The organism is Mangrovibacter phragmitis, from assembly GCF_001655675.1.
Lineage (GTDB): Bacteria > Pseudomonadota > Gammaproteobacteria > Enterobacterales > Enterobacteriaceae > Mangrovibacter > Mangrovibacter phragmitis.
Genome location: NZ_LYRP01000004.1, coordinates 106,210 through 118,997 on the forward strand (window position 1 = coordinate 106,210; position 12,788 = coordinate 118,997).

The following is a 12,788-nucleotide window of genomic DNA, read 5'->3' on the forward strand; positions in this document are numbered from 1 at the left end:
CCATGAAAGGCCGCCTGCTGGATGCCATCCCTCTCAGTACACTGACTGGTGTAGGTGCCAGCCAGAGCAATAAACTGGCAAAAATCGGCCTTCATACCATCCAGGATCTCCTGCTACATCTCCCGTTACGCTACGAAGACCGCACGCAACTCTATGCAATAGGGGATTTGCTGCCAGGTGTTTACGCAACCGTTGAGGGGGAAGTACTGAACTGCACCGTGCAATTTGGCAGGCGTCGCATGATGGTATGCCAGATAAGCGATGGTAGCGGTATTCTGACCATGCGGTTTTTCAATTTTAATGCAGCAATGAAAAACAGCCTGGCAACAGGGCGGCGAGTACTGGCTTATGGCGAAGCAAAGCGCGGTAACCACGGGACAGAGATGATTCACCCGGAGTATCGTTTACAGGATGATGCCAGTGCGCCTGCATTACAGGAAACGCTGACCCCGGTTTACCCCACAACAGAAGGTGTGCGCCAGGCTACGCTACGTAAACTCACCGACCAGGCGCTGGAACTGCTGGACAGCTGCGCCATTGCAGAGCTATTGCCACAAGAGCTGGCACAGGGAATGCTGAGCCTTCAGCAGGCATTGCACACACTCCACCGCCCCCCGCCTTCATTACAACTGGCTGACCTGGAAGCCGGGCAACATCCGGCTCAGCGCCGCCTGATTATGGAAGAGTTACTGGCGCATAACCTGAGTATGCTGGCGTTAAGGGCAGGAGCACGGCGTTATCACGCACGCCCTTTGCCTGAAGATGATGCACTCAAGCATAACTTTCTCACCCAGCTCCCTTTTGCTCCCACAGGCGCGCAGCAACGCGTTGTGGCGGAAATTGAGCAGGATATGGCACAGGATACACCGATGATGCGTCTGGTTCAGGGCGATGTCGGGTCAGGGAAGACGCTGGTTTCCGCCCTTGCAGCGTTACGTGCGATTGCCGATGGGTGCCAGGTGGCATTAATGGCACCCACTGAATTACTGGCTGAACAGCATGCAGCTAACTTTGCAGCCTGGTTTGAACCACTCGGGATTCAGGTGGGCTGGCTGGCGGGAAAACAGAAGGGTAAAGCACGTCAGGCTCAACAGGAAGCCATCGCCAGCGGCCAGGTACAAATGATTGTTGGCACCCATGCTATTTTCCAGGAACAGGTTGAGTTTCATAACCTGGCTCTGGTAATTATTGATGAACAGCACCGCTTTGGGGTCCACCAGCGCCTGGCTTTGTGGGAAAAAGGTGAGAAACAAGGCTTCCACCCACACCAGTTAATTATGACCGCAACCCCTATACCCCGCACACTTGCGATGACAGCCTATGCAGATCTGGATACCTCGGTAATTGATGAATTACCACCGGGCAGAACACCTGTGACAACGGTTGCCATTCCTGATTCTCGCCGCCCGGATATTATTGAGCGCGTTCGCCATGCCTGTGCACAAGAAGGGCGTCAGGCTTACTGGGTGTGTACGTTGATTGAAGAATCTGAGCTACTGGAAGCCCAGGCAGCGGAAGCGACATGGGAGGAGCTAAAAAACACGTTGCCAGATTTATCTGTTGGTCTGGTTCATGGCCGCATGAAACCGCAAGAAAAGCAGGCGGTCATGCAGGATTTTAAATCCGGGAAACTGCATCTGCTAGTTGCTACCACGGTAATTGAAGTTGGGGTTGATGTTCCCAACGCCAGTCTGATGATCATTGAAAACCCGGAGCGCCTTGGGCTGGCCCAGTTACACCAGTTACGAGGGCGTGTTGGCCGTGGTGCGGTAGCCTCACATTGTGTCCTGCTCTACAAATCACCGTTATCCAAAACGGCGCAAATGCGTTTGCAGGTGCTGCGCGACAGTAACGATGGGTTTGTGATTGCTCAAAAAGACCTGGAAATTCGAGGACCGGGGGAATTACTGGGCACCAGGCAAACCGGGAATGCCGAGTTTAAAGTCGCAGACCTGTTACGCGACCAGAGAATGATACCGGAAGTACAACGCGTAGCGCGCCACATTCATGAAAAATACCCCCAACAGGCACTCGCTCTCATTGAGCGCTGGATGCCAGAAACTGAGCGTTATTCTAATGCCTGATACCCCACGGTTATCAAAACCGCAGGGTATTGTTTAACATGCAATGTGTTATGCACCAAAAATTGGCAGTAATAAATAGAGCTTAATGACCAGCGCATTCACAATATCAATGAAGAATGCACCCACCATGGGAACCACCAGAAACGCCATATGTGATGGCCCGAAACGGTCAGTAATTGCCTGCATATTCGCAATAGCCGTTGGCGTTGCCCCCAGGCCAAATCCACAATGCCCGGCAGCCAGTACAGACGCATCATAGTTCTTGCCCATCAATCGCCATGTCACGAAGATAGCATACAGCGCCATGGACAGTGCCTGCACCGCCAGAATCGCCAGCATCGGCAATGCCAGAGAAGCCAGTTCCCATAATTTCAGGCTCATTAATGCCATGGCAAGAAACAAGGAAAGACTGACGTTACCGAGAACTGATACCGCTCGATCAAATACCTGGTAGAAACCAATAGCAGACAGAGTATTACTGAGGATGACACCGACAAACAACACGCAAACAAATGTAGGCAGTTCAAGTACTGTCCCTTGCAACAGCTGAGCGACAATGCGCCCCAGTGTCAAGCAAATGGCAATCATGGCAATGGTTTCCACCAGTACCAGTGAAGTGATCATGCGGCCAATATCTGGCTTTTCGAATGCAGTGGGTACAGCGTTATCATCCGGAGTACCGTCCGGTGTGGATGAATGTTTGACCAGATAACGTGCGACCGGGCCACCAATCAGCCCACCCAGCACCAAACCAAATGTTGCGCAGGCCATTGCCACTTCAGTCGCATTTTCAAACCCGTAACGCTCGGTAAATAGTTTACTCCACGCAGCACCTGTACCATGCCCACCAGACAGCGTAATCGACCCGGCCAACAATCCCATTAACGGGTCAAGCCCCAACACCTTTGCCATACCAATACCGATGGCGTTCTGCATTAGTAACAGACCGACAACAACAATCAAAAATGTACCAAGGACTTTGCCGCCCGAGCGCAGACTGGCGATATTGGCATTCAACCCAATAGTGGCAAAAAAAGCCAGCATTAACGGGTCTTTCAACGACATATCAAACTCAACTTCCCAGTCAGTTGTGAGTTTGAGCAATAGCAATGCCAGAGCGACCAGTAAGCCACCCGCGACGGGTTCAGGAATAGTGTATTTTTTCAGGATTGGTACGGTTTGAACCAGTTTGCGCCCCAGCAATAGGACAAGGGTCGCCGCGACCAGCGTAGATAAGGTATCGAGATGAAACATATTGAAATACTCCATGTGCGCATCAGTTGCTGCACGCTATCGTCCTGTAATAAGAAATATCACCAAAAAGTGGATAGACGCATCATTCTAACTAAAAAACAGCCAGAGATTAGCATAAAAACCAGATTTGCCGTTATTAACATCGTTGTTACAAAAAGCAACCGTTTGCTTTTACCATTTAGTCCGATAAAATCACCGCTTTTCCACCATGAGATATCCCAATAATGTCCGCCAGCCATTCAGAAGCAGAAAGTGCGCAAACGGTTGCCCAGCCATTGCGTAACAGTGAACTTATTTATCACCTGGAAGACAGGCCGCCTTTGCCGCAAACCTTGTTTGCTGCCTGCCAGCACTTGTTGGCCATGTTTGTCGCGGTAATCACTCCTGCACTATTAATCTGCCAGGCGCTGGGGTTACCAGCTGCGGATACTCAACACATCATTAGCATGTCGCTATTTGCTTCCGGTGTGGCATCTATCATTCAAATTAAAGCCTGGGGACCAGTCGGTTCAGGTTTATTATCCATTCAGGGAACCAGCTTTAACTTCGTATCTCCATTAATTATGGGAGGCCTGGCACTGAAAAATGGCGGTGCGGATATCCCTACAATGATGGCGGCGCTGTTTGGCACATTGATGCTGGCAAGCTGTACCGAAATGGTACTGTCGCGCGTTCTGCACCTTGCCCGGCGCATTATCACACCACTGGTTTCCGGCGTAGTGGTCATGATTATCGGGTTATCACTGATTCAGGTCGGCCTGACGTCTATTGGTGGTGGTTACGCTGCCATGAACGACCACAGCTTTGGCTCCCCTAAAAACCTGTTACTGGCTGGGATAGTTCTGGCCGTCATTATTCTGCTTAACCGCCAGCGTAACCCTTATTTACGGGTTGCATCGCTGGTGATTGCCATGGCAATCGGCTACCTTGCTGCAGGGCTTATGGACATGCTGCCCGACAACACCACAGCCGCTAACCAGTCGCTGATTATGGTTCCAACGCCGCTTTATTACGGCCTCGGCTTTGACTGGAATCTGTTGGTTCCGCTGATGTTGGTATTTATGGTGACCTCGCTGGAAACAATTGGTGATATTACGGCCACATCGGATGTCTCAGAACAACCGGTGTCCGGGCCGTTATACATGAAGCGCCTGAAAGGTGGTGTCCTGGCAAATGGCCTGAACTCAATGGTTTCCGCTATTTTCAATACCTTCCCGAACTCCTGCTTTGGGCAAAACAACGGAGTGATTCAGTTAACCGGTGTAGCAAGCCGCTATGTCGGTTTTGTGGTTGCACTGATGCTCATCATTTTGGGCCTGTTTCCAGCTGTGAGTGGATTTGTACAACATATTCCTGAACCTGTTCTGGGGGGTGCCACCATTGTGATGTTTGGCACCATAGCCGCTTCAGGTGTCCGAATTGTGTCTCGTGAACCGTTAAACCGCCGTGCCATTCTGATAATTGCATTGTCGCTGGCGGTGGGTTTGGGCGTTTCTCAGCAGCCGTTGATTCTACAGTTTGCGCCTGACTGGCTGAAAAATATGCTCTCTTCCGGGATTGCCGCAGGTGGGATCACCGCTATCCTGCTTAACCTGATTTTCCCGCAAGAAAAAGAAAAACAATAACGGCTGTGTTATTCGGTAAGCCCGGTTGCAAAACCGGGCTAATACCAACATGTTTTCCCGGCATTCTGCCTGTTTTCTCGCCATTCCTTGCTTACGGATGTAACTCCTCACATATCCACCCTTGAGGTCTGTATATTTTTAAGGCATAACACCCGAATGATATCTGCGCAGGATGGAAGACTATGAAATTCGCAGGAAAGTTAATTTTCGCACTGCTGCTCGTCGTCTTTGCGGTGCTGGTTGCAGGGTATTTTGTGGTGCAAACCCCGTGGGGCACCGGAAAAATTGTCCGCTGGGTGAATAACAACACAGGTTATGATTTAAAAATTCAGTCTGTTTCGCACTCCTGGCGTTCCCCGGACCATGTCATGTTGTCTGGTGTTACTTTTGGCAGAAAGGGCCATTCAGCCACCCTGGTGGCAAAGCAGGTGGATATTGGCCTGAGTGCACGGCAGTTTTCAGAGCCTCTGCATGTGGATACCATCCTGTTAGAGGGCGGTACCCTGAACTTATTACCTTCTGCCGCACCACTACCTTTTCAGGCTGAGCGGTTACAACTCACCAACATGGCTATTAACAGCCCGGAGACTGGCTGGGATCTCACCGCACAGCGGGTAAGTGGTGGGCTGGTGCCCTGGAAACCTGAACCCGGCAGTATTCTGGGGCGAAACACCCAAATACAGCTCAGTGCCGGTTCGTTGTCACTGAATGGTATCCCGGCTACAAATGTACTGATACAGGGCAAAATCGCTCAGCAGGAAGTTATTCTGCAAACCGTGGGCGCTGATATCGCACGCGGAGCATTAACAGCCAGTGCCCGGCGCAATTCTGACGGTAGTTGGGAAATTGAGATGCTACGGCTTAATGATATTCGCCTGCAAACGGCTAAATCACTGGTGGATTTTCTGGCCCCGTTAACCACCCCACCTTCATTAATGATTGACCGACTGGAAGTGACCGGCGCTCGCATGGAAGGGCCACAATGGGCAATTACCGATTTGAACTTCAGTCTGCGCAACCTGACCCTGGCAAAAGGCGAGTGGAGCAGCAGTGACGGGCAAATATCCCTGAATGCCAGCGATATTATTTATGGGCCGTTCCAGTTCACAGACCCAATTTTTAATGCAGATTTGTCTGCAGATGGCATCAAAATCCGCCAGTTTTCGTCACGCTGGGAGCGCGGGATGATTCGTGCCGACGGGCAGTGGTTGCGACAATCTCATACTCTGGCACTGAATGAGGTTGCCGTTGCCGGGCTGGAATACACACTACCCGCACAGTGGAAAACCTGGTGGCAAACCGCTTTGCCAGACTGGCTTCGGACGCTGACTGTTGGGCGTTTTTCCGCCAGCCGTAATTTACTGATTGATATTAATCCCGATTTTCCCTTCCAGTTTACCTCACTGGATGGTGATGGCACTGGCCTTACACTGGTAAAAGATAATCAGTGGGGAATCTGGCAGGGTAAGCTGAACTTTGCCGCCGCAGGGGCAACCTTCAATAAAGTAGATGTCCGGCGACCATCTGTCAGTTTGACGGCCACACCTGATAATATTGCAGTAACAGAGCTCAGCGCGTTTACAGATAAAGGGTTGCTTGATGCTAAAGCGCAGGTAAGCCAGACAGCAGAACGGGCAATCTCGTTACAGCTTTCAGGGAAAGGGGTTCCCCTGAATATTCTGCATAACTGGGGTTGGCCAGACGTTCCGCTTTCTGGCAATGGTAACCTGCAATTGTCACTGCAAGGTCGTTTACAGGCCGGGTTACCCCTTGCGCCCGGCATGAATGGCACACTACACCTGACAGACAGCAAAGGCGAGCAGGCTCAGCAAACCATGCATCAGGGAACCGTCACGGGGAGTTAACCCTTACTCCTCCTCATTCCCACCCGCTTCCAGCGCACCGAACGGTTGCGCCGGAAGCACCATATACACCCCTTCGAATACTGCTCCCAGATGGTCATCGCCAAATAATTTAACCTGCAACTGTACGCGTGATTTGCGCCCACGGGCCAGGCGGTCAAGATCACCACTGAGTGTTTCAAGGCTGGCCTCAGCCCCCGGTTTACCGGCGATCGGCTTGCTGTAGCGAATGTGTGCATCAGCCAAAATAATGGTTCCGCCTAAATGGCGCTCACGTAGCATCAGCCAGATAAGCCCCCAACCAGTCAGTGTTGCCAGCGAGAATAAGCTCCCGGCAAATAAGGTATGATGCGGGTTTTGGTTACCTGTTTCCGGCATGGTGGTAATAAACTTCTGCCCGGTATACTGCAAAATGCGCACACCCATTTTCTCACTCAATGGAATGTGCTGATACCAGGCCTGCTGAAGCTGACCACACCAGTCGGCACGGTGCAAAATATCATCCAGTGTCTGGATGGGTTTTATCATCAGAAAATGGCGTACCGGTGTAGTCTGAGGCGTGGTTATTTCCCCCTGGTTCACGAAGCCCAGTTTGGCAAAGAACTCAACGGCATCTTCACGGGCACTACAAACCACACGTTTTACACCTTCCTGCCGGGCAACAGATTCCAGTGTCATCGCCACCAGTGTCCCCAGGCCTTTATCCTGAACGGAGGGATCAACAGCCATAAAGCGAATCGCTGCTTCATTATCAGCATTCACATACAGCCGGCCAACTGCGACAGGATTGCCTTCTTCATCCACAACCATTTGATGGTGCGCCATTGCATCCCAGGCATCACGTTCAGAGCCTTTTGGCTGGTGCAAAGGTTTGCGCAGCATCTCCCAGCGAAATTGGTAGTAGCGTTCAAGTTCTTCTTCTGTTTGTGGTACGCGCAGGTGATACATATGCGTATTCTCTCTTGTCGCCCGATATCGTTGCAGGGCCAGGTGGTTCATGTTTGCAACCAGAACGTTACCGGGCCGTCATTCACCAAAGACACCTTCATATCCGCAGCAAAACGCCCGGTTTCCGTTGCGACTCCCTGCATACGGCAACGCTCAACAAAATATTCGTAAAATGCATTCGCCATGTCTGGTGGTGCACCACGAGAAAACCCCGGACGCATGCCACGGCTGGTATCTGCCGGCAATGTAAACTGAGAAACCACCAGAACGCTGCCACCAGCCTGCTGAACATTCAGGTTCATTTTGTCATTTTCGTCCTGAAAAATGCGGTAACCAAGCACACGCTCACACAAACGATCTGCTTTCTGGTGGGTATCTTCTTTTTCGACACCTAATAACACTAAAAGTCCGGGACCAATCTGACCAGTAATCATGTCATCCACCTTTACGCAGGCTTCAGACACACGTTGTATTAAAGCAATCATGATGAATTCTTATTGGATGAATGGAGACAATCAAGTCAGGTAACCGGGTTGTGTTCAGCAAACCAGGCAGGAATACGTTTACGATCATCGACTAATACACTGGTTATACCCAATTGCTGAGCCGCATTAATATTCTCATGGTTGTCATCAAAAAATACGGCATCACTGGCTGCCACACCTTCCTGGCTCAGAACATATTGATAAATCTCAGGTTCAGGTTTACGCATCCCGATTTCATGAGAAAGGTAGACATGTGAAGCAGCATCATCCACTTCAGGCCAGCGCTCACGCCAGAACAACGTATGCAACAGGTTGGTATTAGACAACACCACCACTCGCTGTTGCTGCGAGCGCAATGAGCGCATGATATCGATAACCTCAGGGCGCAAACCCACAAATACAGCCTGCCAGCCTTCAGTAAATTGCTCCGGGCTCAGGGGTAAACACAGTTCATGTGACATATTCTGAATAAACACATCATCACTAATTTCCCCACGCTCATGGCGCTGAAAACTCTCCCCCATATGAAAACGCTCCTTTACTCTGGCCAGCGGTACATGGGTATAGTGGCTCCAGGTGCCAAGCACACGGTTAAAGTCGATATCGATAATGACATTCCCAAGGTCAAAGATATAAAGCATTGCATCTTCTCCAGTGAGGCCATGGAGAATTAACTGTAGCGGTAATCGCTTGATTTGACTATCCGGCAGGTAACAAGAAGGCATAAAAAAACCCCGCCAAAAAAGACGGGGTTCTGTACCAGCGAAAGAAAAACGTGATTATTCTTTCGGACCGCGAGTGGCGCGACGGCGATCGTTTTCAGTCAGATGACGTTTACGCAGACGAACAGAAGTTGGCGTTACTTCTACCAGTTCGTCATCATCGATAAACTCCAGCGCCTGCTCCAGGGTCATTTTAACCGGCGGAGACAGAGTAGTCGCTTCGTCAGTACCGGATGCACGCATGTTGGTCAGTTTTTTACCCGTCAGGCAGTTCACAGTCAGGTCGTTAGAGCGGCTGTGAATACCGATGATCTGGCCTTCATACACTTCAGCACCATGGCCGAGGAACAACTTACCGCGATCCTGCAGGCTGTACAGTGCATAAGCAACTGCTTTACCCTGACCATTGGAAATCAGTACGCCGTTCTGGCGCTGACCGATTTCACCCGGACGCAGGTCATCATAGTGGCTGAATGAAGCGTAAAGCAGACCAGTACCAGAAGTCATGGTCATGAATTCAGTACGGAAGCCAATCAGACCACGGCTTGGAATGATGTAATCAAGACGAACGCGGCCTTTGCCATCTGGCATCATGTCACGCATTTCACCTTTACGCAGGCCCAGTGCTTCCATTACAGAACCCTGGTGCTGTTCTTCGATATCCAGCGTTACCTGCTCAAACGGTTCCTGAGTACGGCCATCAATTTCACGGAAGATAACTTTAGGACGAGACACCGCCAGTTCGAAACCTTCACGACGCATGTTTTCAATCAGGACAGACAGGTGCAGTTCACCACGACCAGAAACACGGAAAGCATCCGGGTCTGGGGTTTCTTCAACACGCAGAGCTACGTTGTGCACCAGTTCTTTTTTCAGTCGGTCAAGAATCTGACGGGAAGTAACGAACTTACCTTCTTTACCACAGAACGGAGAGGTGTTTACGCAGAAGAACATGGTCACAGTCGGTTCATCGACTGTCAACGCAGGCAGAGCTTCTACATTGTTCGGATCACAGATGGTGTCGGAAATATTCAGATCACCCAGACCCGTGATTGCAATGATATCGCCGGCTTCAGCAGAAGCAGACTCAATACGTTGCAGACCCATGTGGCCCAGAACCTGGCCAACTTTGCCATTACGACGTTTGCCTTCGCTGTCGACAATGGTGACTTGCTGGTTCGGTTTAACCACGCCGCGTTTGATACGCCCAATGCCGATAACACCAACATAGTTGTTGTAATCCAGCTGGGAGATTTGCATCTGGAACGGGCCATTCAGGTCAACACTTGGCGGTGCCACATGTTTGACAATGGCTTCGAACAGCGGAGTCATGTCTTCAGCCATGTCTTCGTGATCAAGACCTGCGATACCATTTAACGCAGAAGCGTAAACAATAGGGAAGTCCAGCTGTTCGTCAGTTGCACCCAGGTTAACGAACAGGTCGAACACCTGATCAACAACCCAGTCAGGGCGTGCGCCAGGACGGTCAACTTTGTTGATAACCACAATTGGTTTCAGACCGTAGGCAAACGCTTTTTGCGTTACGAAACGAGTCTGCGGCATCGGGCCATCCATTGCGTCTACCAGCAGCAGAACTGAGTCAACCATGGACATAACGCGTTCTACTTCACCACCAAAGTCGGCGTGCCCTGGGGTGTCCACGATATTGATGCGGTAGTCGCGCCAGTTAATGGCGGTATTTTTCGCGAGGATGGTAATCCCACGCTCTTTCTCCAGGTCGTTGGAGTCCATGACGCGCTCGGTCAGCTCATTACGCTCACCAAACGTGCCAGATTGTTGCAGCAGCTTGTCGACCAGGGTGGTTTTACCATGGTCAACGTGCGCAATAATGGCGATGTTACGCAGATTTTCGATCACAACTTTGCCTCAGGCATTAGGAATAGCGCGCTATTGTACACGTATTAATCGAAGGACTGAACAGGATCACAAACATCTATTGCTAACAAGCTTACATTTCAGGGTTTGTGATCATTTTCACGAAGCACAGATTTGCACCAGTGCGCATTTATGCACCACAAAAGCGCATCACATTAGCACGCATGCACTATAATAGTGCATACTTTCCATTGTGGTGCAGTGCGTTTTCACGGTGGTGCGCATCATAACGCCTTTTGGGCTATTTTTGAAAGTTGGCACAGTTTTCGCTTAATCAAAATTACGGCAAACGCATTTTTTGAAGTGTTTGAAGTATTCGTTACCACGACGACAATGACAATTCCAGGAGATTTAAGTATGTCCGCAGAACACGTTTTGACGATGCTGAATGAACATGATGTGAAGTTCGTTGATTTGCGCTTCACCGATACTAAAGGCAAAGAACAGCACGTCACTATTCCAGCCCACCAGGTTAACGCTGACTTTTTCGAAGAAGGCAAAATGTTCGATGGTTCTTCCATCGGTGGCTGGAAAGGTATCAACGAATCAGACATGGTACTGATGCCAGACGCCTCTACCGCTGTTCTGGATCCCTTCTATGAAGAGCCGACTCTGATCATCCGTTGCGACATTCTGGAACCTGCTACCATGCAGGGCTATGACCGCGACCCGCGCTCTATCGCAAAACGTGCTGAAGAATACCTGCGTTCTACCGGTATTGCTGATACCGTTCTGTTTGGGCCTGAGCCTGAATTCTTCCTGTTCGATGATGTTCGCTTCAAAAGTGACATCTCCGGTTGCCACGTTGCTATCGATGATATTGAAGCAGCATGGAACTCTGATACCAAATACGAAGGCGGTAACAAAGGTCACCGTCCTGCTGTGAAAGGTGGTTACTTCCCGGTTCCGCCAGTAGACTCATCACAAGACATCCGTTCTCAAATGTGTCTGACCATGGAACAGATGGGCCTGGTTGTTGAAGCTCACCACCACGAAGTTGCGACTGCTGGCCAGAACGAAGTGGCTACCCGCTTCAATACCCTGACCAAAAAAGCTGACGAAATCCAGATCTACAAATATGTGGTGCACAACGTTGCTCACGCATTTGGTAAAACAGCGACCTTTATGCCAAAACCGATGTTTGGTGATAACGGTTCTGGTATGCACTGCCACATGTCTCTGTCCAAAAACGGTGTAAACCTGTTCTCTGGCGACAAATATGCTGGCCTGTCAGAAGAAGCGCTGTTCTACATTGGTGGTGTTATCAAACACGCTAAAGCAATCAACGCCCTGGCTAACCCATCAACCAACTCTTACAAACGCCTGGTTCCGGGTTATGAAGCACCGGTTATGCTGGCTTACTCTGCCCGTAACCGTTCTGCCTCAATCCGTATTCCGGTGGTTGCATCTCCGAAAGCTCGCCGTATCGAAGTTCGCTTCCCGGACCCGGCTGCTAACCCGTACCTGTGCTTTGCTGCACTGATGATGGCTGGCCTGGACGGTATCAAAAACAAAATCCATCCTGGCGAAGCAATGGACAAAAACCTGTATGACCTGCCTGCAGAAGAAGCAGCAGAAATCCCACAGGTTGCAGGCTCTCTGGAAGAAGCACTGAACGCACTTGATGCAGACCGTGAGTTCCTGACTGCTGGTGGTGTATTCACTGATGATGCCATCGACGCTTACCTGGAACTGCGTCGTGCAGAAAACGATCGTGTGCGTATGACTCCGCATCCGGTTGAATTCGAGCTGTACTACAGCGTCTGATTTATTAAAGAGTCATTTTTTGTTGCCGTGGAAACTTTCAGCCCATCTTCGGATGGGCTTTTTTCTCCGACAATAAAGTTTTTTGCCTCTTTTTTGTACCAATATCTACAAAGCACCAAAACAGTGCACAACATTCGGAGACTGC

The 12,788-nt window shown here is 50.3% G+C and carries 9 protein-coding genes; 4 read left to right on the forward strand and 5 right to left on the reverse strand.

Features of this window, described 5'->3' with window-relative positions; genetic code table 11:
• Nucleotides 1–2: 2 nt before the first annotated feature.
• Nucleotides 3–2,084, forward strand: a complete 2,082-nt coding sequence (gene recG / locus A9B99_RS07565) for an ATP-dependent DNA helicase RecG (protein WP_064596245.1) — start codon at nt 3–5, stop codon at nt 2,082–2,084.
• 48 nt (nt 2,085–2,132) lie between these two features.
• On the opposite strand, the gene gltS is transcribed toward recG, so the two are convergent.
• Nucleotides 2,133–3,338 carry a sodium/glutamate symporter gene (gene gltS / locus A9B99_RS07570; RefSeq protein WP_064596247.1) on the reverse strand — a complete coding sequence of 402 codons (1,206 nt, stop codon included), beginning with the start codon at nt 3,336–3,338 and terminating at the stop codon, nt 2,133–2,135.
• Nucleotides 3,339–3,562: 224 nt separating this feature from the next.
• On the opposite strand from gltS, the gene A9B99_RS07580 reads away from it, so the two are divergent.
• A complete protein-coding gene (locus A9B99_RS07580) occupies nt 3,563–4,963 on the forward strand; it encodes a nucleobase:cation symporter-2 family protein (RefSeq protein ID WP_064596249.1) in 1,401 nt (466 codons plus the stop codon).
• A 182-nt stretch (nt 4,964–5,145) separates the two neighbouring features.
• Nucleotides 5,146–6,828, forward strand: coding sequence for an AsmA family protein (locus A9B99_RS07585; protein ID WP_064596252.1), 1,683 nt, complete (start codon nt 5,146–5,148; stop codon nt 6,826–6,828).
• Between the two features lie 3 nt (nt 6,829–6,831).
• Here A9B99_RS07585 and fabY read toward each other — a convergent pair whose 3' ends face one another.
• The 4 genes from fabY to typA form a co-directional block, all read right to left on the reverse strand.
• Nucleotides 6,832–7,773, reverse strand: a complete 942-nt coding sequence (gene fabY / locus A9B99_RS07590; RefSeq protein WP_064596254.1) for a fatty acid biosynthesis protein FabY — start codon at nt 7,771–7,773, stop codon at nt 6,832–6,834.
• 47 nt (nt 7,774–7,820) lie between these two features.
• A complete protein-coding gene (gene dtd / locus A9B99_RS07595) occupies nt 7,821–8,258 on the reverse strand; it encodes a D-aminoacyl-tRNA deacylase (RefSeq protein WP_064596256.1) in 438 nt (145 codons plus the stop codon).
• A gap of 35 nt (nt 8,259–8,293) precedes the next feature.
• Nucleotides 8,294–8,899: a glucose-1-phosphatase gene (gene yihX / locus A9B99_RS07600; RefSeq protein WP_064596260.1), complete on the reverse strand. Its 606-nt coding sequence runs from the start codon at nt 8,897–8,899 to the stop codon at nt 8,294–8,296.
• Nucleotides 8,900–9,037: 138 nt separating this feature from the next.
• Nucleotides 9,038–10,858 (reverse strand): ribosome-dependent GTPase TypA, encoded by a 1,821-nt coding sequence (typA, locus tag A9B99_RS07605; RefSeq protein ID WP_064596261.1) that lies wholly within the window; start codon nt 10,856–10,858, stop codon nt 9,038–9,040.
• A gap of 375 nt (nt 10,859–11,233) precedes the next feature.
• Here typA and glnA point away from each other — a divergent pair, with 375 nt between their 5' ends.
• Entirely contained in the window at nt 11,234–12,643 is a 1,410-nt protein-coding gene (gene glnA / locus A9B99_RS07610; RefSeq protein WP_064596292.1) for a glutamate--ammonia ligase, read from the forward strand.
• Nucleotides 12,644–12,788: the final 145 nt, after the last annotated feature.

What these genes read in the sequence shown, in the direction of transcription:
- recG (WP_064596245.1), top strand. Translation starts at nt 3, where the DNA reads ATGAAAGGCCGCCTGCTGGATGCCATCCCTCTCAGTACACTGACTGGT.
- gltS (WP_064596247.1), bottom strand. Translation starts at nt 3,338, where the DNA reads ATGTTTCATCTCGATACCTTATCTACGCTGGTCGCGGCGACCCTTGTC.
- A9B99_RS07580 (WP_064596249.1), top strand. Translation starts at nt 3,563, where the DNA reads ATGTCCGCCAGCCATTCAGAAGCAGAAAGTGCGCAAACGGTTGCCCAG.
- A9B99_RS07585 (WP_064596252.1), top strand. Translation starts at nt 5,146, where the DNA reads ATGAAATTCGCAGGAAAGTTAATTTTCGCACTGCTGCTCGTCGTCTTT.
- fabY (WP_064596254.1), bottom strand. Translation starts at nt 7,773, where the DNA reads ATGTATCACCTGCGCGTACCACAAACAGAAGAAGAACTTGAACGCTAC.
- dtd (WP_064596256.1), bottom strand. Translation starts at nt 8,258, where the DNA reads ATGATTGCTTTAATACAACGTGTGTCTGAAGCCTGCGTAAAGGTGGAT.
- yihX (WP_064596260.1), bottom strand. Translation starts at nt 8,899, where the DNA reads ATGCTTTATATCTTTGACCTTGGGAATGTCATTATCGATATCGACTTT.
- glnA (WP_064596292.1), top strand. Translation starts at nt 11,234, where the DNA reads ATGTCCGCAGAACACGTTTTGACGATGCTGAATGAACATGATGTGAAG.